Below are 20,587 nucleotides of genomic sequence, written 5' to 3' on the forward strand. Positions count from 1 at the left end.
AAGGATTGTTGAGAGTGATAGATATAACCCATCATGGCGCCACTGCTGGCGTGACTGGTTCCTGTCATGAACTGACTCTTTATAATGCAAAAAGCGCCATCGCCGGAATCCTGATTGACTGCGGCCTGTTCCAGGGGCAGGAGAAGGGCGAGAATGCTTCGGCTTTAGATCTCTCTGTCGATTTCCCCCTTGAGCATATCCGTGCTCTGGTTGTTACCCATGTTCATATCGATCATGTGGGCCGTATTCCCTATCTTTTGGCTGCTGGATTTGAAGGGCCGATTATCTGTTCGGAACCTTCTGCCATCATGCTTCCGGAAATTCTGGAAGACGCCCTGAAAATCGGTTTCACCCGGGACAGATCGTTGATTGACAAGGTGCTCGGGTTGATTCGCTCCCGGCTGGTACCTGTGCCATACGGCCAGTGGCATGAAGTATTCTCAGGGCCGGATGGGTCGCTTTCGGTGCGCTTGCAGCGCGCCGGGCATATTCTGGGCTCTGCATATGTGGAATGTGATGTTACTTATGAAGGCGGGCGTGAGCGGGTGGTGTTCAGCGGCGACCTGGGTGCTCCTCATGCTCCGTTGTTGCAGGAGCCAGCTTCGCCAGAGCAGGCAGACCGGCTGATCATTGAAAGTACCTACGGAGACAGGAATCATGAAAACCGGGAAGCACGCCGCTACCGGTTGAAGGCGATCCTGGAGAATGCGCTGGCAGACGGTGGGACTGTCCTTATCCCTGCCTTCAGTATCGGGCGCACACAGGAGTTGTTGTACGAAATAGAGGGCCTGATCCACGAATTCCGGAGCCAGCCTGTAGCGGACGGTCTGGTGTGGGATGATCTGGAAATTGTGGTGGATTCCCCCCTGGCAGCAGAATTTACAGGTATCTATCGCAAGCTGAAACCATTCTGGAATGCTGAGGCGGCCGACCTGGTGTTGCAGGGGCGGCATCCGCTTTCGTTTGAGCAGTTAACTGTGATCAACTCTCATGGGGATCATCTTAATGCAGTTGAGTATCTTGCGGGCTCACATCGCCCTTGCGTGGTATTGGCCGGTTCCGGTATGTGTGCCGGGGGAAGGGTGGTTAACTATCTGAAAGCGATGCTTGGTGAAGAAAGGCATGATGTTTTGTTTGTTGGCTACCAGGCTACAGGTACACCGGGGTGGGATATTCTCACATACGGACCCTCAGGCGGTTGGGTAGAGCTGGATGGCAAACGGTATGACATACGCGCGCGAGTACACCAGATAGGCGGTTACTCAGCCCATGCAGGGCAATCGGATCTGATCCGTTTTGTTGAGGGTATTCCGGAGAAGCCAGGCGAAATCCGTATTGTGCATGGAGATGAATCTTCCAAGCAGGCGTTTAAACGATGCCTTGTTGAGCGGAATTATTCTGGTGTGCTGATTCCTGATCGGTAGGGTATCTAAATCTTTTTTTTGGATTGGGGGCCGGCGTATATCTTTATTCCGGCCTCGCGCTCAATCCGCTCTGTCGCTCACTGCAACGTTGTGTTCAGTTGCTTGAGTTCGTGTTCCAGTGCTTCGCCGTAGCGTTGCCGGGCAGTCTTTGTGATGGCCAGCTCGGTTTCCAGTTCTGCAATAATTTTGTCAGAAGCCCGCAGGTTCGTGATTTGTGCTTTTGCGTTCTCGTTGAGCGCGTCAACAGGGTATGATTTCCCATCAATAGTAATCATTTCCTTTGATGCCTTGTTGCTCGCAGTTTTTCGCGTTGTTTTCTTTGGTGCAGCTCCAGCCGCCGGCTTGGGTGCACTTGCTTTTCTGGCTGCAGGCTTTGCTGGTGCCTTCCCGGCAGGCTTTGAGGCTGTACCTGTTTTCTTTGTGTCTGTCATCGGAGAACTCCAGTCATCTCGATAAATTTAGTTCTGAGTAAAAACGGAGGCCTGTTACGCGGTCTTGGTGGCCAGCTTTCGCAGGCGATCCACGTAGCTGGATTGCGCTGTATTGGCAATGGCCAGCCGGGCTTCCAGTTTTTTTATGTGCGTTTGCGTTGCTGTTGCCTGGCGCGCAAGTAGTTTGCCTTCTGAGGGCAAATCTTCCAGTTTGTAGGTTTTTCCGTCAAGCGTAATGCTTTCCATAACAACACCAGTAATGTCGTGAGTGAATTTGCTAAGTAATGTAGGTGAGGAAAGTAACACAGGTGCAAAAGATACACGAAGCAAGCGATTTTTTCTTTGCCTGGAGATATTAATTTTTTGACACAGGCTAAATGCACTCTCTGAAAGGGTTGAAGTTTACCTGTTCGGAACCATTAAGGGCGGGAATGCAGGCTTCCCTTGCCTTTCTTTCAGTGAGGTAATGGGGCGCCCGGGTGTTCGTTGACACTCCGTCATGCGCTGCCTAGAATGGCCGCCACTCGTGGGACGGGCTGTGGCGCCGCAATACTGGCACCCTGATGTCTGAGTTAGAGCACCAACCATAGTGATGCACTTCTTCAATAAACTGGTACCGCTGTTATGTCCAGAAAAGCGAACCCTGAGAAAGCCGAACGCACAGAGCTGGAACTGGCTCTGAGGCAGTGCAAGCGCGGCTTTATCTCTGTTGGTGTGTTTAGTTTGTTTATCAATCTCTTGATGCTTGTCCCTGCGATCTACATGTTGCAGGTATACGATCGGGCGTTGGGCAGTCGCAGCGAAGATACGCTGATCATGCTCACATTGGTTGTTGTGGGTCTGTTCATCACCCTTGCACTGCTGCAAATGGTCCGCTCTGCCATACTTGTGCGCATCGGTAACAACATAGACAGGGATGTAGGCGACAAGATATTCTCGGCGATGTTCAAGCAGGCCATTGATAAGCCCGGAGGGCAGGGTGCCCAGCCTTTAACGGACCTGACCACATTAAGGCAGTATTTGACCGGGCAGGGGCCAATAGCGTTCTTTGACGGCCCCTGGTTGCCAATCTTTATCGCTATCCTCTTTGTTTTTCACCCCTGGTTCGGTGTTTTCTCCATCATTGCAGCCCTCATTCTCATCGCTTTGGCGTTTGCGAACGAAAAGCTGACAGGGTCAATGCTGGCGAGTGCAGGCAAGGCCAGTATCCAGTCAACCCAATACGCCGGTTCATGCCTTCGCAATGCTGAAGTGGTCCATGCCATGGGTATGGAGAATAACCTCAAGAAGCGTTGGGCGACGCGACACCTGGACTTTTTGTTGAATCAGGGCACTGCCAGTGACAGGGCCGGCATAATTTCCAATGCTTCCAAGACCCTGCGCATGATGTTTCAGTCGCTGATGCTTGGTCTGGGTGCTTACCTTGCCATTGAGCAGGAGATCAGCTCCGGTATGGTTATCGCCGGCTCCATTTTGATGGGCAGGGCACTGGCCCCGGTGGACCTGATGATAGGTTCCTGGAAAGGGTTTTCGTCGGCCAGGTCTGCATATGAACGTTTGCAGGAGCTTTTCCGGACCTATCATTCAGATCAGCAACCTATGCCGCTTCCAGCACCAGAGGGAGCGCTGAAAGTAGAATCGCTTGTTGTCGTGCCTCCGGGGGCTCAGGCCCCAGCGCTTCGGGGCGTTGGGTTTGAGCTGGTCAAGGGCGACATGCTTGCAATCGTAGGCCCGAGTGCGGCAGGTAAATCAAGTCTTGCCAGAGCCTTGCTCGGAGTCTGGCCCGTTGCTAACGGCTCTGTTCGCCTTGATGGAGCTGATGTTCATCAATGGGATAAGGGGCAGCTGGGCCCTCATGTTGGTTATTTGCCCCAGGATATCGAGCTTTTTGAAGGTACTATCAGCGAAAATATATGTCGTTTTGGTGAGCTGGATCCGCAAAAAGTGGTTGCCGCTGCCAGGCTGGCCGGGGTTCATGAATTGATTCTGAGGTTGCCCAATGGCTATGACACGCCAATTGCGGTTGTTGGTGGTGTATTGTCCGGTGGGCAGAGGCAGCGTGTTGGTCTTGCCAGAGCAGTCTATGGAAACCCCAGTCTGATTGTGCTGGATGAGCCCAATAGTAACCTTGATGATCAGGGCGAGCAGGCTTTGCTGAATGCCCTGGAACAGCTCAAGGCCAAAGGGATTACAGTCATACTGATCACTCATCGCAAACCTATACTTCGCCTCGTCGACAAGATGCTGGTGCTGGCAGATGGTCAGGTTGTCGGCTTCGGGCAGCGGGATGATGTAATGCGAGCGCTCCAGGAGGGTCAGATTGCAATTGGCCAGGGAAGCAAAGGGCGTGGAAGCAAATCGAATAAAGAGGGTGAGGCGTAATCCATGGCAAACGACAAAGACCGCAGTGATCAGCCGGAAAGCAGCACCCATAAATCCTCGGGTCCGAGAACTGGAAGTTACCCGGCAGACGAAAACCCCGCTCAGGTAACAGAGAATGGCGAGCAGGAGGAAGCCTGGGAAGAGGTAGATGAAAGCGAGCTGCCCGCTGAATATGTCCGGGAGGTCAAAAACCAAAGTGGCCCCGATGAAAGCGGCATTCCTACGGATTATAGCCGCCGGGTTCGTGCAGGAATAATCATACTGCTTGTTACCTTTGTTGGTGCCGGTGGCTGGGCCGCTTTTGCCAGGCTGGATGGTGCCGCCATTGCAGCAGGCCGGGTAGTTGTTGAGTCCCAGAATCGAGTGGTTCAGCACCTTGAAGGTGGCATCATTGAAGGCTTGATGGTCCGCGATGGCTCCAGGGTAAACAGTGGTGACCCGCTTGTAATTCTGTCAGACACAAAGCCCCGTGCAGAACTCAATATTATCGAGTCCGAGCTCCGTGAGGTGCTGGGGCGCGAAGCAAGACTCAGGGCTGAGCGTGTCGGGGCTGAAAAAATCGAATTCCCTGAAGAGCTGACAGCGCAGGATAATCCCTCTGTACGTAATATTATTGAAGGCCAGAAGGAGCTGTTCAAATCCCGGACAGAATCCTTGCAGGGCCAGCTAAGCATATACAAACAGAGAGTCCGGGCACTTACCCAGCAGATGAAAGGGCTGCGGGATATGAACCGAAATCTCGATTCACGAATAGCCAGTTACGAGGAAGAGCTTGCGAACTGGCAGGAGCTTTTCGACCAGGAACTGGCTGACCGTAATCGTATCAACGAAATGCAGAGAGAGTTGTATCGCCTGCAGGGCGAGAAAGCGGGGAATGAGTCGAAGTTATCGGAGCTGGAGATAAAGATTGGTGAGACCCGCTCTGAGGCGTTGGTCACCAAGCAGCAATACGCTGAAGAAGTTGCCGAACTCTTGCGTGAAACCCAGCAAAGTATTGCGGACATGCGGGCCAGAAAAACCGCTCTTCAGGACACACTCGACAGAACCACGATTATTTCACCGGTTAGTGGAACCGTTGTAGATCTTGCAGTGCATACCGTTGGGGGTATCGTGCGGCCTGGAGAGACGTTGATGGAAATAGTCCCGGGCGACCAGGATTATACAGTTCAGGTAAGAGTGCAGCCCCAGGATATCGACAGAGTAGCGGTTGGTCAGTTTGCCGACGTCAGGCTGTCTGCGTTTAATCAGCAGATGGCAGATCTTATTGAGGGTGAAGTGACAGGCATCTCTGCAGACGCACTGAAAATTGAGAACGGTGAAGAGCGTTATTACGAAGCCAGAATAAGGGTGACTGACGCCGGGCTCGAAGTAATGAAAAACCAGGGCATGTACCTGGTGCCAGGCATGCCAGCCGAAGTCATGATCAAGACCGGAGAGCGTACTGTGCTTCAGTATTTGTTGGACCCGGTAACGCGCATGGTTGAACGCGCTTTCCGGGAGGAGTGAAGATGAAGCTAATCTCAATTTTAGTTTGTAGTTTTACTGCGTTTGTCGCAGCGGCGCCTGCACTTGCTCAGAGTTCGGGTGAAATAAGCCTGGTTGATGTTTACCAGAGTGCGCTGGAAAAGAACTACGGTCTGCAAAGCCAGCAGTATTCCTATCAGGCAGAGAAGGAAGGGGTTCGGCAGGCATGGGCGGGAGTACTCCCTCAGGTTGAGGCTTCTGCCAGTTACGGTGTATCTGACTATACCCGGGATTTCGATTTGCAGAGCAGTATCTCCGATCAGGACGAGCATACCCGGTACGATCTCAGCCTGATCCAGGTGGTCTATTCCCGCAAGGCATTCAAGGAAATCGAGCGTGCCAAAGCCGGAGAGAAGCTGGCGGCAGAAGAACTGGCTGGTCGGGAGCTTGAAATTGGTTATTCTGTAATAGAGGCCTTCTTGCGGGCACAGATGCTGCATGAGCAAATTGCTATTGTGGAAGATGAGCGTACAAGCCACGAACGCAGGCTGGATCAACTCGAGAATATGCTTTCCAGAGGTTTTGCCACGCGTGCGGATACATTGGATGCTCAAGCCAGAATAGATGAGGTTTCGGCAGAGCTCGCCGGCCTCAGGCATAATTATCGAGCGGCAATAAAAAATCTTGAAGCTGTTGCCGGGATTCGAGTGGGAGAGCAGGGGCTGCATCCTGTGTCAGGGGAAATTTGGCGCAATACCCCTTCTCTTCTTGAGAAAAACTGGGAACAGCTGGCGGCCGAAAACTCTGCGCTGATCAGGCAGGCTAAAGGTGAGCTGGACCTGGCAGAAGCTACCAGAAAGGCCGAAAGTGGCGCTCACTGGCCGGAACTGTATTTGAATGCCCGCTACACTGATAACGACACCTTTGCTACTGATCTTCGGCAAGAGAGCCGGGTTGAGCTGCAGCTCAAGTTGCCTATTTATAAAGGTGGCAGCACCTCATCCCGGGTGCGACAGGCGACCCAGAGCATGTATGCGGCGGAGTATGCGGTCAAAGACAGCGACAACATGGTCAGTGTCGAAATTTCCAGAATTACAGAAGAACTGCGGGGCAGCTACGCTCAGATTCAGGCACTGATCACTGCTGAAAAGTCAGCTCGTGCCGCACTTGAAGCGGCCGAGAAAGGGTTTGTTGGGGGAGTGCGCAGTTTAAATGATTTGCTGGACAGCCGAACGCGCCTCTCTGACATTCGCCGTAATCTTGTAAATGAAGTGCACCAGAATCATATGTTGCAGTTCGAATTGCGCCAGGTAGCGGGAACACTCACGATCAACGAGGTTCGCAATGCAACAGCCAGTTAATCGGGTCAGTGTAAAGCGCTCATGATACGAATCGCGCAACAGCTATGGCTTTATCGGAACTTCATAACCGGCAGTGTGAAGCGAGAGTTTCAGAGCAAGTATATGAACTCGCTGCTGGGAGTGGCATGGGCGGTTATCCAGCCGCTGTCCATGATCCTGGTATACACCCTGATTTTTTCGCAGATCATGCGGGCCAAGCTGCCCGGAGTTGAAAGTCAGTACGCCTATAGCATCTATTTGTGTTCAGGCGTTCTTACCTGGGGGTTGTTTTCAGAGGTTACCAGCCGTACACAAAATATGTTTCTGGATAATGCAAACCTTCTGAAAAAACTCAGCTTTCCCTGGTATTGCTTGCCAGTGACTGTTATCGCAAGCGCCGGGCTTAACTTCCTGATTATATTCATATTGTTTGCCATATTTCTTGTGGTTACCGGCAACTTCCCGGGCTGGGTTGTACTGACAGGGCTCCCGGTGTTGGCTGTTCAGCTTTTCCTGGCCGGTAGCCTTGGTCTGATGCTGGCGGTGCTGAATGTGTTTTTTCGCGATGTAGGTCAGCTGTATACTGTCATTCTGCAGTTCTGGTTCTGGCTTACACCTATTGTCTACCCGCTGGAGATCTTGCCAGATCGCCTTCAAAGCATCATACAGCTTAACCCCATGACCAGCCTCATATCCGCCTATCAGGATCTCTTCACATTAGGGAAAATTCCGGACTGGACAAGCCTTTTACCGACTATAGCTGTAGCTGTTGTATTTTTTCTGCTGGCGGTCAACTTGTTCCGTAAACATGCAAACGAAATAGTAGACGAGTTGTAATGACCGCAATATCTGTAACCGGGTTGGGTAAGGCTTATAAGCAATACCCTGGCAAATGGTCGCGTCTGGGTGAGTGGCTGTTGCCGGGTAATCGAGTGCGCCACAGCCTGCACTGGGTGCTGCAGGATATTCAGTTTGAAGTGCCTCGGGGCGAAGCTGTGGGCATCCTCGGAGTTAACGGAGCCGGCAAGAGTACGTTGCTGAAATTGATTACCGGCACCACGCATCCTACTGTAGGACATATCAGCGTTAATGGTCGTATTGCTGCACTACTGGAGCTGGGTATGGGTTTTCACCCGGATTTTACCGGGCGGCAGAACGTATTTATGGCTGGCCAGTTGCAGGGGCTTTCACCACAGCAGATTGAGGATGAACTGCCAGCCATAGAACAATTTGCGGGCATAGGGGAGTATCTGGATCAGCCTGTAAGAGTTTATTCCAGTGGCATGCAGGTACGGCTGGCATTCGCATTGGCTACGGCCATTCGGCCGGATATTCTTATCATCGATGAAGCTCTCTCGGTAGGCGACGCAGCCTTCCAGCGTAAGTGCTTTCGTAGAATTAACGAATTTTTGGAAGAAGGCACTACGTTACTATTTGTTACCCACGATATAGACGCTGTAAAAAAACTGTGCAAACGTGCCGTGTTTTTGAAGCAAGGCCGGGTGGCTGCTTATGGGCCTGCAAAAACGGTTTGCGATAGCTACGAGAAATATCTGTTTGGGGGGAGTGCTCCTGCAATGTTGGAGGTTGAGCCAGAAGAGTCCGCTCAACAAGACAACGAAAGCCAGGGAAAGCTGGACACAGCGCTCACTTCCGACTGTGAAATAAGTTATGGCGATGGGCGGGCCACAATAGAGGCGGTGTGGCTGGAAAATCGGGACGGAGATACTGTCAATATGTTTGGCAGTGGTGAGCCTATGGTGCTGAAAACCCGTGTGCGTTTTAACCAGGCAGTAGATCATGCTGTTTTTGCTTTTATGATAAAAACCCGGGAGGGGCTGAGTCTGTTCGGCCTTGATACCAGTGATCATCCTGCCTTTAGCGGTCGTCGCTTTCATAAAAACGAAACCCTTACTCTCAAGTACTGCCTGGCTAATGCTTTTGCGCCTGGGGTTTACTATGTGAACTGTGGTGTGCGGGACGATCGCAGTAAAGAGTTGGTGTTCCTGCATCGCAGACTGGACACCCTGCTTTTCCGTGTACGAACAGATGACAATACCACTGTGAAATCGGGGTTGATCAATGTGCCCGTCGAAATTGGTATCGAGGAGCGCCTGGAATGACCCCGTCAGCTCAAAAGCAGCCTGTTTTTCTGCATGCGTTATTTCGTACTGGTAGTACCTACCTGTATCAGGCTTTTCGTCGCCTGGGTGCTGGTTACACCTGTTATCAGGAGCCACTGCATGAAATTGCGGCAAAAGCCCTGAATAACTCCAATATACTGAACGACAGCCGGGATTCGCTAAAAGCTGAAACTCTTCGTCACCCGGAAATGGAGCGGCCTTACTTTGCCGAATTGCACGAAGTGGCTGATCAGGTTCTGCCGCACCTGCAGGAAGATGATATATACAACGGCTATTTTGGTGGCCCGGAAAATTGTAGAGGGCTGAACTACTGGCGAGCACTGATTGAAAATGCGGCCAGCCGGCCACTGATTCAGGAGTGCCGTTCGGCTGGCCGCATACAGGCTATGCGCGAAAATCTTGGTGGGTTTCATGCTTATCTATGGCGTAATCCCTGGGATCAGTGGTGGTCTTATCAGGTGTCTTCCTACTTTGATCTGACCACCCAGCTGATTTTTAATGCTCCGCAACGTCCCGCACTGATTGAAAGGGTCAGCGAGCATATTGGCTTTATCTCCATGCATGGAGAAAGTCTGGAAGTGACCCAGGACTGGTTTGCCAATCGCCCATTAACCCCGGATAACGCTTACATAGCATTTTACACGCTATGGTTGCTGGGCCTTCAGGAGGCAAATAAGCATGCAGACCTGCTGATTAACATTGATCAGCTCAGTGCAAAGCCAGATATACAGAAACAAGTGACGGAAAAGTTTGCTGCTTTGGGTATCCAGGGTCTGAATCTCAGGGATTGTAAAAGCCCTGTGTCGCTTTTCAGCCGGGCAGAAGAGGCACACTTTCAAACGCTGGAAGCTACTGTTCATAAATGTTGGCGGGAAGCAGGGCTGTCTGGGCAAGTCCTTAGTGAAATACTCACACTACGGGAGCAGGCAGCTCCGGAACGGGATGTCGCCACAGACTCAGCGGACCACAGCAGAGACCTCGCCCGTTACCGCGATTTGCTTAAGCGGCGACAACAACTAGTGGTAGATCTTCATTCCAGCTCAGACGCCGCTTTGCAGGCCTCGCATCGCCGTGAAGACAAATTGCGCCAGCAGCTACAGCAGTCTGAACAGAATATTGAACAAAGCCAGACGGAAGTCAGCCTGATGAACAGGCAGCTTGCCATGGCCCGGGACAGCCACCAGAAATTGCAAAACAGTCATCAGGAATTGCTGAGTAACTACCAGGAATTGCTCAGCAGTCGCCAGGAATTGCTCAGCAGTCGCTCCTGGCGAATTACGGCGCCTTTGCGTGCTGGAGTTATGGCTGCCAGGCATTTGCGTAAAGGCGATCATCAGGCCATCAGGGCGGGAGTTATGCGTCGCCTTAAAGTGATGATTCTGGCGGTTGAACACTATAGCCGCGGGTACCCGAGAGTGCGCGGCATTATGGTATCCACAGTGAACAAAGTGCCCTGGCTGGCGGCCCGGTTGTACCGGCTAAGGCATGCCCCGGTTCTGCCCGAGCGAGATAGCCTGGTAATGCTTACCCCAAGATCCCGTGTTATATACAGCCAGTTGGTGGCTGCTGTAGATAGTCTGCAAAATGACGATAGCCAGCAGGGGGGATCATGAAGCTCCTTATAGATCTTCAGTGTTTGCAAACCAGTAGCCGTTACCGCGGCATTGGGCATTACGTGAACTCCCTTGTTAAAGCCCTGCTGACTATTAACAAAGCGAGGCCTCAGCCACACAATATAACTCTGCTATTCAACGGCTATCACCCCGAATTGATAGACGAGCTGCGTCAGCAATGGGGGCCGCTGCTTGAGGGTGTTCACATCAGGATTTTTCATGCGCCGCCGGATACCGCTGAGTCGGGCTGCCCTAATCAGGGTATTATTCGTGTTGGTGAGTCTCTCCGTGACGAATTTATTGCCCGTCTGGAGCCTGATTTCGTGCTCATCGGTTCACTGTTTGAGGGGATGACCGATAACTATGTGTGCGAGATTTCCCGGGCCCGGCAATATGCCGTAGGCGTAATAGGCTACGACCTGATTCCGCTGATCAGCCCTGAACAATACCTGGGCGATCCGCTTATACATGAATGGTACTACCACAAACTGAAAAGCCTGCACTGTGCTGATGTTATTTTTGCAATATCTGAGAGTGCACGGAAGGAATTTGAAGACCACTTGCAGCAGCCTGATGGCTCAGTTATTACTATATCGACTGCATGTGATGACAGTTATTACCCTTTGGATGGTACCAGTGAAGATTGCAGTCACACTCTGGCTGAACTAGGTATAACCAGGCGTTATATTTTGTATAGCGGTGCGGCAGACGAGCGCAAAAACCTTAATGCCCTGTTGCAAGCTTTCAGCCAGTTGGACGGGGCGCTAAAGAATGATCTTGGTTTGGTGCTTGTGGGCAAGTTCAGTGAAGCCGATCGGGCTGGCCTGAGCCGTTTTGCCGGAAATCATGGAATACCGCCAGAGCATATTATCTATACAGGCTTCATAGCTCAGAAAACCCTGAACGTATTGTACAACCGGTGCAGTGTGTTTGTGTTTCCTTCCCGGCATGAAGGTTTCGGTCTTCCAGTTCTTGAGGCCATGACCTGTGGCGCTCCTGTACTCTGTGCCAACACTACCAGCCTGCCTGAAGTTATGGGGTTGGAGGCCGCCATGTTCGGGCCGGATGACATTCCCCGGCTGGCTAGCCTGATAACCCGCGTAGTAACTGAGCCTGAATTCAGTAAACAACTTCGTGAGCACGGCCTGAAACAGTCGAAAAAGTTCTGTTGGCGTAAAACTGCTGAAAAGCTCCTGGTGCACGCCGAGCAAATTGTTTCTGAGTACCGGCCTGCTGGGAAGGCAGACAAGCCTGATCGCATCAGCCACCTGGCCCGTCTGTGCTCCATCTGGCAAATGGAAGATCATCGCCTGCGACAGATTGCAAACTGCTTGGCCGCCAACGACCTGGCTCTTGAGTACCGGCTGCCAGAACATCAACGACACTGGCGCATTGAAGGCCCATTCGACTCCAGCTATAGCTTGGCCCTGCTCAATCGGGAAATTGCTCGTGGTTTGACGGCGATAGGTCAGACTGTCAGCCTGCACTCCACTGAAGGCCCGGGTGACTTTGCTCCGTCAGAGGAGTTTCTGGCTGATAATCCCGACGTGGCCCAAATGGTTAGCCGAAGCCAGCAGAATATGCTGCAGCCGGAAATAACCAGCCGCAATCTGTACCCACCCAGGGTGCACGACATGGCATCAGATACCCGGCTATTGCATTTGTATGCCTGGGAAGAAACTGGCTTTCCGCAGGAGTGGGTTGGCAATTTCAATCAGCACCTTACGGGGCTTACCTGCTTGTCTGAGCACGTACAAAAAGTACTGATAGACAATGGTGTATGCCTTCCGATGGCAGTCAGTGGCTGTGGGGTAGACCATTGGGATAGAGTGGAGCCGCAGGCATACCCGCTGGTAGCTCCCGGCTTCCGCTTCCTCCATGTATCTTCCTGTTTTCCCCGCAAGGGCATCGACGCGATGCTGCAGGCGTGGGGAATAGCATTTAGCCGGCACCAGGACGTTACCTTGGTAATCAAAACCTTTGACAACCCGCACAATAACGTAGACCAGCTGCTGGCCGAGCATCAAAGTGCCAATCCGGATTACCCGCGTGTGATTGTAATTAAAGAGGATTTGCCAGATGGTCAGCTGAAAAGCCTGTATCAGCAATGCCATGCATTGATCGCGCCCAGTAAGGCCGAAGGTTTTGGTCTGCCGTTAGCCGAGGCGATGCTAAGCGGTTTGCCGGTTATTACTACAGGATGGAGTGGGCAGATGGACTTTTGTGATGAAAGCACCGCCTGGCTGGTCCGCTTTGAATTTGAGCCGGCCGATACCCATTTCAACTTGAGCGACTCTTTGTGGGCGAATCCCGGCGTTGAAGATCTCGCCAGCCAGCTACAGGTAGTTTTTAACGCCAGCGAAAGTGAGCGCGAGCATAAGTCCATTATGGCTGCTAGCCGCCTGCGTGAACATTTTACCTGGGAGCAAGTGGCTATGCGCCTGGCTAACCAGACTGAAAGTATCATCAAGCGTCGGCAACACGAAAACCTGAAGCGGCCTTTGAATATAGGATGGGTGAGTACTTTTAATCAGCGTTGTGGCCTGGCCACCTATTCACAGCATTTGATTGAACAGAATGCCGAAGACAAAATTACTGTTTTTGCCCCGTACACCAGCGAGCCGGAAACTGAAACAGATAATAGCCCTGTTGTGAAGCGTTGCTGGCAGCTCGATGACAACGACACGCTCGAAGATCTGGCCAGGCAGTTGCTTGCAGAAAATCTGGATGCTGTTGTTATCCAGATGAACTACTACTTTTATGATTACCAGGCACTGACGCACCTGATCGCAACCCTGAAAAACCGTGGTTTGGTGGTTACTCTTACTCTGCATTCCACCTCAGACCCGGAGCCCCGGAAGGCCGTGGCTAACCTTCAGACGGCACTGGAACTGGCAGACAGGGTAATTGTGCACACAGTTAAAGACATCAATTGCCTGGCTGATATTGGCATAGTAAGTAATGCGGTGCTGATACCCCACGGCGTTGCCCGTATTGAAGCAGGCCCGGTAAACTGGCCGTTCGCCGGTCGCCCCTGCATTGCGTCTTATGGTTTTGCCTTGCCCCACAAGGGCCTGGAGGAATTGGTAGATGTATTCGCTCAATTGCGACTGGAATACCCTGAGCTCGTATTAATGTTGCTTAATTCAGAGCACCAGGAGCCTGTTTCTGGCGAATTTATTGAGAGTCTGCACCAGCGAATAACAACCTTGGGGCTGGAGGAATCGGTATATGCCGAACACCGCTTTTTGCCAGATGCTCAAAGCATTGGCCTGCTGCAGCAGGCTACAGTAATAGCCATGCCGTACCAGAATACGGGTGAGTCCTCCAGTGGTGCTGTGAAAATGGCCATAGCTTCTGGTCGCCCGGTACTGGTTACGCCACTGCCTGTTTTCGCGGATGTAGCACCTGCAGTAACCATGTTGAAAGGGACTAGCGCCGAAGCTCTGAAAGAAGGCCTGGTTCAGGCTTTGGCAGGTAAAGGGTTGCCGGATTCTGGCGGAGTGACACGCTGGCGTGAATCTCGTGCTTACCCTGTGATTGCTAAGCGTACCTTTAATATGGTGCGTTCGCTCTGGATTAACCGCCAAACAGGAGAATAACCCCGGCGCCGGCCAGAGCTCCCAGAGTATTGGCGAGCATGTCATACCAGCAGAAACCAGAGCCGTAGAAACGATCCCACACTTCCTTGCCAAGGCCAATGGCAAAGGTGCCTGCCAGTGCAACTGGGAGCCCGAACGGCGCGGAGCAGAGCACTAGAACCGAAGAAACAAAAAAGTGCTGCTGCTTGTCGCGTTCACGGAGTCGCTGCCAAAAAGTGACCATAAAGTGTTCTTTCTCCGGAGGGAGGCAAAATAATTAATAATGAGGTGAGGGTGCTAACAGGAGTAAGTCTTAAAGTGGTATCACTTTCAGGTTACCGTCATCATTCTATACTGTCCAGTGAAGTGTGTATAAGTGTAATTTAATGTGTGGGTAAACATAAATTGTAGCGTTATATTAATCTTTACAAAACCCGACAGTAAGCCGGTTGACGCGGCTTCGAGGCTGCGTTATAAATCGTTCCTGAGTTGGGCGAGCCGGCCCGGAGTAGAGAGATTAAAAACCGGAATTTAAAGCGATTTCCTTGTCGCAAGCCCGGTAAGCTGTTAGAGTTTTGATCGGTAAAAACTCGCAGCCCTCGGCGCATAAGAATTTACAGCTTAAAGACCAGGCTCTTTGTGTTGTAACTGGGATGTTCTATCTTTACGGGGTAGCCGTGGAGGTAAGTACATGTCAGGCAGGCATCGACGGATGCCATTGGCAAATGCCAAGCCTGAAATTAGTCGATTCGACTTAACTAATGGAGAGTAAAAGTTTATGGCAACTTACACTGTTGAAGAACAGGTTCAGCAGCTCTACGTCGGCCTTTTGGGTCGCGCTGCTGATGCGGTAGGGTTTGAATACTGGGTTAATGAGATCAACTCCGGAACGCTTACTCTGGAAGAAGTTCGTTCGAACTTTGTTAACGAGCAGGCTGAAGGTCAGGCAATTTACGACTCAGGCAATAGCCGCGCAGATATTGTTGCTGCCTTATATGACAACCTGTTTGACCGTGCCCCGGGCGCAGGCGCTGACTACTGGATTACCGGTGAAGGCGCTAGCGTTCCTGCAGATTTGCTGGTATACGCCCTTATTAATGGCGCCAGCGCGGCTGATCGTGCTGCTTTGGATGCTTCTGTGGTAGCAGCTCAGGCAGAAACAGATGCAGATGGCGAAGTTCCAACTCCAACTGTTCCTGGCGAGACCATTCTGCTGAGCGAAGGCCGTGACGTTGTAACTGGTACTGACGACGACGACACCTTCTACGGTAACGTTGGCCAGAACCAGGACGGCGATCTGGCTAACGAATTCGCTACTGGCGACGTTCTTGATGGTGGCGCAGGTCGCGACATGATCGAAGCGACCATGATTCGTGATTACACATCTCAGAACGAATTCGAAGACAACGCTCTGGCTCCGCGCCCGATCACTTCGAACATTGAAGAAGTTTACATCGAAGCTCTGGAAGATGTGACCATCAACACTACTCGCATGGCGAACGTAGAAGAATACTGGTCCAACTTCAGCGATGCTGATGTGTCTTTCGTAAACGTGAACCTGAACGGCAGCAACCTGAACGTTACCAAGGATGTTACCTTCGGTATTCGCGATACCCGTTTTGATACTGACTTCTCCGCAACGTTTGACAGCCAGTCGCTGCTGCGCGCTCCGGAAGAAGCAAGCAACTCCCAGCTGGAAATCCGCATTGCGGACGTTAGCACTCAAACGCCGGCTACTCCTTTGGCGAACGTAAGTGTAACGCTTGGTTTTGAATTGGGTGGTCAATCGTTTGTTCTGGCAGACGTTGTTTCTACAGACGGTACTTATCAGGGTCTGGTAGATGCTATCGATGCGGCTTTGGCTACTCAGGGTCTTTCTGCCCTGCAAGTTACTCTGTCCGAGCCTTACACCACAGTAACTGTTGCTGGTAACACCGTAACCCTGCCGTTCACTGCACAGGAAATTCTGGTGACAGATCCTGATGGTGAGACATTCGGTGAGGTTGACTTTACTCAGGCTGCAATCGCATCTGTACCTGGTGGCTTCCTTGTTGCAGGTAACGCTGAGCCGGTTGATCCGTCAGTAACCAGCAACCTGATTGAGACTAACCTGATCCTGGACAACGCAGGTCGCGGCTCTATCGCCGGCAATGTAACCATTGGTGGCGAGTCTAACTCTGATATTGGTGTAGAGCGTTTCAACGTATCTGTAGATCGCGGTAGCAAGATTGCTTCACTGGTTCAGTCTGGTGCTAACAGCAGCGAGTTGGAAGAGATTTACATCGACTCTATGGGTGCAAATGGCGATCTGTACATTGGTACGGTTGATGCCGACCTGAACGTGATCAATGCGACTGCTTTTGAAGGCGCTAACCTGAGCATCGGTGAAGGCGGTCCTGTTAGTGATCTGGTAGTTTTCAACAGCTCTGGTTCATCAACAAATGTAACTTTCATTGCCGATTACGACGGAAATGGTCGTGCTTCTGACGCGCAGGCTTTCACCATTAACACCGGTGTAGGCAGTGATGTTATTACTGCTGATGTGACTGGCACCTCAACTTCTGGTAGTACCACAGCTAGTGTGACTATCACTTCAGCTGGCGGTGATAACATTGTTACCTTGACTTCAGATAACACTGAAATCAACGAAGCCTTCGTCACTTTGGGTTCTGGTTCAGACACGGTTACAGGTGAAGAAACTCATCTGACAGCCAGCACTGGCGCAGGCAGTGACGTTATCTACACCGAGAACACTGGTGACAAAGCTATAGCAGAACTGTTTGCTGGTGGTGCTAACCTGGGGACTACCGGTGCCGGTACTGCAGCATTGGTTAATGCTTCCCAGCTTCTATACGGCCGTTCAGTTCAAGTGACTGTGGCAATGCCGGAAGAATTGGTCACAATGACTGATGCTGATTCCTTCGTTGACGGTTATGAAGTTACCGCTGAGATTGAAGCTAGCCAAGGCTATCTGACTACTGAGCGTGACCTGTACGAAGCTGCTGCCCGTGCTATCAACAACGACCCTGTTGTTAACAAGCTGGTTGAAGCCAGTGTTGACAGCAATGGAACCCTGATAGTCGAGTATTTGGTAGACGGCGTAACAGCCGGTACTGAGACTATGGTACAGCTGGAAGTTCTGGGCGACTGGACAGATCTATCTTCTGCCGAGCAGGGCAACGTGCTTGCAGGTATTCAGGAAGCCTATTCTGACTCCAGCATCGCTTCTGTTGATGTAGGTAACCTGTATGATGGCACTGTAGCTGAAGCTGTTGTTGTAACTACCAATGGTACGGATTCCGCTACTAACGGTGTTAACACAGTGAATGCAGGCGCAGGCGACGACGTGATCGTACTGAGCTCCAACGATAGCACTGTTGATACTGTTGTATTTGATCAAGGTGGTTTCGGCAACGACACTATCGTTCACTACGATGATGTTAGTGGCGGTGACGTTCTGGACTTCAGTGGATGGTTGAACAATGTAACCTCAGCGTCTGGATCTACAGATTCTCAGGTTCGTGTTGCAGGAAGTGTTATTGACCTGACCGCAGCTGCTGGCGCAATTACAGATAATGCTGTAGTTGTTACTCAGCTTGAAGAAGTTGACGCTTCTCTGAACTTCGCGACAATGACCAATGCTCAGGTATTGGCAGGGTTGAATGCTAACTTCACTCAGGCCGCTGCTACACCTTTCTTGGTTGGCGACGCTCAGAAGTCTATCGTAATGGTTGAAAACTGGGACGGCGGTGTTGCTGACGATAACCTTGGTGAGTACAAGGTTTATGAAGTGTCTTACAGCACTACAGGCTCGGCCTTCACTTCAGCTACACTGGTAGGCAGTGTAGACTTTGGTGACTCGCTTGACGCTGCTAGCATGGACGCAACTAACGTTGCTTAATGCATAGGCGTTGATTGAGAACTACAGGTGAGCGGCTTTGGCCTGGTAGCCTGATTCCTTAAAGCAGCTTCTGGTTGCGAGTGAGGAAGACAAGAAAACCCCGATCTTCGGATCGGGGTTTTTGCGTCTGTTTCTTGTCATTTATCTGCCTTGATGCAGATGTGGTATCCTCCGTTCATACCCAGAACCCAGTAAATATGAGGTGTACATGTCCGATTATGTGCCATTAAGCAAAACCGTCCATAGTAAGTCAGGGTTGGTTTCAGCGGATTGCTCTTTTGCGCTTGAGCAAACCCTTGTTCCGGTAGTTGCAGAAGAGTTGCCACAGGTTGTGCCTACCATGGCTATTGGCTTTGTGCAGTCTGTAAATGGCAAAAGCTTTGAGTTGGTCGCCCTGCAGTCTCTGCAGGCCGGTGTGAATGTCTATGTGCACACCAGTGGGCAGTGGATAGGTGGCTATCGCCCCGCCTGGTATCGGGCTCACCCGTTCCGATTATTGAAGGGGAAGCAGAGTAATCGTTATGTGGTATGTGTAAATGAGGCTTCGCCGGCTTTTGAAAAAAATGCAAGTGAGCAGGCTGTAAGGCTCTTCGATGATGAGGGCAATCTCACGCAGCGTACTCAGGGTATTACCGGCTTCCTGGAAAAGCTCCAGAAAGCCACGGCTGTAACTCAGGCATTGGTGAGGCAGTTGGGAGATGCAGGTGTCGTTGCGCCCTGGCCATTGACGACAAGGCGTTCTGCGAAAGAAGAAGGGCAAAAAATTGAAGGTCTGTATCATATCGATGAGGCAGCATTGAGGGCCCTCAATCCAGATGTGCTGGGCCAGCTTGTTGGTAGCGGTGCCTTGTCGGTGGCATATGCCCAGTTACTCTCAGAGCATCGTCTTCAGGGGTTGTCGCGGCTATACGGGTTGCGCAGCGAGGCCAATCAACAGGTTAAGTCTGCAAGCGATGTTGATCTGGAAGACCTTTTCGGCGAAGACGATGATGATCTGAGCTTTAACTTCTGAGCTGAGTGGGTATCAAGTGCTAAAAGCAGGTATTGCATTGTTACTTTTCCATAATGCTACCTGGATAACAGTTTCACGTCAGTATGGTAAACTGCGCGGTTTTGAGCACCCAATTCAGGGGTGTTGAAATAGTACCGTGCTCGGAGAGCCATTTGTTGAACGTGCTACAGTTTTATCGCACCTATATGCCCGAATCCCATGGTGGTATCGAGGAGGCCATACGGCAGATCTGCATTGGGTCGGGCAAGTTTGGCGTTCGGCACCGGGTGCTTACGCTGGCTAATATAAAGTGCGTGGAGGAAATCGAGCGCCCGGAGGCCAGGGTCATCCGTGCTCCCCTTCAGCTGGCTCCAGCTTCCTGTTCCATGGGCTATGAACTCTTCCGGCTGTATCGCGAACAAGCTGAGTGGGCAGATGTTATTCATATACATTACCCATGGCCGTTTGCTGATCTCGTTCACTTATTGTCTGGTGTACGCAAGCCGGTGGTATTGACCTACCATTCGGATATTATCCGCCAGCGTATGCTGGAGCGTCTTTATCGCCCTTTGAGGTCCCGGTTTTTCTCCCGGGTTGACTCCATTGTGGCTACTTCGCCGGATTATTATGCCTCCAGTCCTGTACTGAGTGGGCTGGGTGATAAATGCTCCATAATCCCCCTTGGGCTCAGCCCCGAAAGCTATACACCACCGGGCCAGCAGGCTCTTGCACAGGTTTTACAGCGATACGGCAATGGTTTTTTTCTGTTTGTGGGGGTGCTCCGGTATTACAAGGGGTTGAGCACCCTGTTAGACGCAGCTGCTCAATGTAAGCTGCCGGTGGTCATTGCCGGGCATGGGCCAGAAGAGAGCAGGCTCAAGGCCCAGGCGGCGGCCCTTGGGCTCACCAATGTTCATTTTACAGGCTTCGTAAGTGACGATGAAAAACAGGCATTGTTCGATCAGTGCCTGGGTGTTGTGTTTCCGTCTTGTGTGCGCTCAGAGGCTTTTGGTGTAACTCTGCTGGAGGGGCAGTTGCATGCCAAACCACTGATCAGCTGTGACATAGGAACCGGAACCACGTTTGTGAATCAGGCCGGAATAACCGGGCTGGTTATCCCCCCCAATAATGCAGCTGCCCTTGCCCGGGCAATGGAATCTCTCGCCGAAAACCCCGCCCAGGCTACTCAGATGGGCCGGGCAGGGCGCGAGAGGCTGGAGCAGGTGTTCTCCGGCGAAAAAGTAGGGCGCGCTTATTCAGATATCTATCAGCGACTGGGAGCCAGCGTTCAGCCATAAATTGGTTGACGTTAATGC

14 protein-coding genes are annotated in these 20,587 nt (G+C 51.6%); 11 read left to right on the top strand and 3 right to left on the bottom strand.

Features of this window, described 5'->3' with window-relative positions; all coding sequences use genetic code 11:
* Nucleotides 1-14: 14 nt before the first annotated feature.
* Complete coding sequence (locus tag CPA50_RS04300; protein WP_096781221.1) at nt 15-1,424, top strand: MBL fold metallo-hydrolase RNA specificity domain-containing protein; 1,410 nt, start codon at nt 15-17, stop codon at nt 1,422-1,424.
* Nucleotides 1,425-1,501: 77 nt separating this feature from the next.
* On the opposite strand, the gene CPA50_RS19520 is transcribed toward CPA50_RS04300, so the two are convergent.
* Nucleotides 1,502-1,855, bottom strand: a complete 354-nt coding sequence (locus tag CPA50_RS19520) for a DUF6447 family protein (protein WP_202971734.1) — start codon at nt 1,853-1,855, stop codon at nt 1,502-1,504.
* 54 nt (nt 1,856-1,909) lie between these two features.
* Nucleotides 1,910-2,185 carry a DUF6447 family protein gene (locus CPA50_RS04310; protein ID WP_179397149.1) on the bottom strand — a complete coding sequence of 92 codons (276 nt, stop codon included), beginning with the start codon at nt 2,183-2,185 and terminating at the stop codon, nt 1,910-1,912.
* 294 nt (nt 2,186-2,479) lie between these two features.
* Between CPA50_RS04310 and CPA50_RS04315 the strand changes: the two genes are divergently transcribed.
* From CPA50_RS04315 to CPA50_RS04345, 7 genes are read left to right on the top strand one after another with little or no spacing between them, the layout of a single operon-like run.
* The gene (locus CPA50_RS04315; RefSeq protein ID WP_096781223.1) at nt 2,480-4,237 is read left to right on the top strand and encodes a type I secretion system permease/ATPase; all 1,758 of its coding nucleotides are present in this window, start codon (nt 2,480-2,482) and stop codon (nt 4,235-4,237) included.
* 3 nt (nt 4,238-4,240) lie between these two features.
* A complete protein-coding gene (locus CPA50_RS04320) occupies nt 4,241-5,743 on the top strand; it encodes an HlyD family type I secretion periplasmic adaptor subunit (RefSeq protein ID WP_096781224.1) in 1,503 nt (500 codons plus the stop codon).
* 2 nt (nt 5,744-5,745) lie between these two features.
* Nucleotides 5,746-7,062: a TolC family protein gene (locus tag CPA50_RS04325; RefSeq protein ID WP_096781225.1), complete on the top strand. Its 1,317-nt coding sequence runs from the start codon at nt 5,746-5,748 to the stop codon at nt 7,060-7,062.
* Nucleotides 7,063-7,083: 21 nt separating this feature from the next.
* Nucleotides 7,084-7,878, top strand: coding sequence for an ABC transporter permease (locus tag CPA50_RS04330; RefSeq protein WP_096781226.1), 795 nt, complete (start codon nt 7,084-7,086; stop codon nt 7,876-7,878).
* Complete coding sequence (locus CPA50_RS04335) at nt 7,878-9,164, top strand: ABC transporter ATP-binding protein (RefSeq protein ID WP_096781227.1); 1,287 nt, start codon at nt 7,878-7,880, stop codon at nt 9,162-9,164. Before CPA50_RS04330 ends, CPA50_RS04335 begins: the two co-directional genes overlap by 1 nt.
* Nucleotides 9,161-10,798 carry a hypothetical protein gene (locus CPA50_RS04340; RefSeq protein ID WP_096781228.1) on the top strand — a complete coding sequence of 546 codons (1,638 nt, stop codon included), beginning with the start codon at nt 9,161-9,163 and terminating at the stop codon, nt 10,796-10,798. Before CPA50_RS04335 ends, CPA50_RS04340 begins: the two co-directional genes overlap by 4 nt.
* Nucleotides 10,795-14,400, top strand: coding sequence for a glycosyltransferase (locus CPA50_RS04345; protein ID WP_096781229.1), 3,606 nt, complete (start codon nt 10,795-10,797; stop codon nt 14,398-14,400). The genes CPA50_RS04340 and CPA50_RS04345 overlap by 4 nt, the downstream gene beginning before the upstream one ends.
* Here CPA50_RS04345 and CPA50_RS04350 read toward each other — a convergent pair.
* Nucleotides 14,378-14,623 carry a hypothetical protein gene (locus CPA50_RS04350; protein ID WP_096781230.1) on the bottom strand — a complete coding sequence of 82 codons (246 nt, stop codon included), beginning with the start codon at nt 14,621-14,623 and terminating at the stop codon, nt 14,378-14,380. The genes CPA50_RS04345 and CPA50_RS04350 overlap by 23 nt on opposite strands.
* 534 nt (nt 14,624-15,157) lie before the next feature.
* On the opposite strand from CPA50_RS04350, the gene CPA50_RS04355 reads away from it, so the two are divergent.
* The 3 genes from CPA50_RS04355 (at nt 15,158) to CPA50_RS04365 (ending at nt 20,569) form a co-directional block, all read left to right on the top strand.
* A complete protein-coding gene (locus tag CPA50_RS04355) occupies nt 15,158-18,280 on the top strand; it encodes a DUF4214 domain-containing protein (RefSeq protein ID WP_096781231.1) in 3,123 nt (1,040 codons plus the stop codon).
* Nucleotides 18,281-18,488: 208 nt separating this feature from the next.
* Complete coding sequence (locus CPA50_RS04360) at nt 18,489-19,292, top strand: SapC family protein (protein WP_096781232.1); 804 nt, start codon at nt 18,489-18,491, stop codon at nt 19,290-19,292.
* A gap of 161 nt (nt 19,293-19,453) precedes the next feature.
* Nucleotides 19,454-20,569, top strand: coding sequence for a glycosyltransferase (locus CPA50_RS04365; protein WP_227519575.1), 1,116 nt, complete (start codon nt 19,454-19,456; stop codon nt 20,567-20,569).
* Nucleotides 20,570-20,587 lie beyond the last annotated feature (18 nt).

The organism is Marinobacter sp. ANT_B65 (assembly GCF_002407605.1).
Classification (GTDB): Bacteria; Pseudomonadota; Gammaproteobacteria; order Pseudomonadales; family Oleiphilaceae; genus Marinobacter.

Bases quoted from the DNA above. Each gene is read 5' to 3' on its own strand.
- CPA50_RS04340 (WP_096781228.1), top strand. From the start codon at position 9,161: ATGACCCCGTCAGCTCAAAAGCAGCCTGTTTTTCTGCATGCGTTATTT.
- CPA50_RS04335 (WP_096781227.1), top strand. From the start codon at position 7,878: ATGACCGCAATATCTGTAACCGGGTTGGGTAAGGCTTATAAGCAATAC.
- CPA50_RS04315 (WP_096781223.1), top strand. From the start codon at position 2,480: ATGTCCAGAAAAGCGAACCCTGAGAAAGCCGAACGCACAGAGCTGGAA.
- CPA50_RS04320 (WP_096781224.1), top strand. From the start codon at position 4,241: ATGGCAAACGACAAAGACCGCAGTGATCAGCCGGAAAGCAGCACCCAT.
- CPA50_RS04360 (WP_096781232.1), top strand. From the start codon at position 18,489: ATGTCCGATTATGTGCCATTAAGCAAAACCGTCCATAGTAAGTCAGGG.
- CPA50_RS04355 (WP_096781231.1), top strand. From the start codon at position 15,158: ATGGCAACTTACACTGTTGAAGAACAGGTTCAGCAGCTCTACGTCGGC.
- CPA50_RS04350 (WP_096781230.1), bottom strand. From the start codon at position 14,623: ATGGTCACTTTTTGGCAGCGACTCCGTGAACGCGACAAGCAGCAGCAC.
- CPA50_RS19520 (WP_202971734.1), bottom strand. From the start codon at position 1,855: ATGACAGACACAAAGAAAACAGGTACAGCCTCAAAGCCTGCCGGGAAG.
- CPA50_RS04330 (WP_096781226.1), top strand. From the start codon at position 7,084: ATGATACGAATCGCGCAACAGCTATGGCTTTATCGGAACTTCATAACC.
- CPA50_RS04345 (WP_096781229.1), top strand. From the start codon at position 10,795: ATGAAGCTCCTTATAGATCTTCAGTGTTTGCAAACCAGTAGCCGTTAC.
- CPA50_RS04325 (WP_096781225.1), top strand. From the start codon at position 5,746: ATGAAGCTAATCTCAATTTTAGTTTGTAGTTTTACTGCGTTTGTCGCA.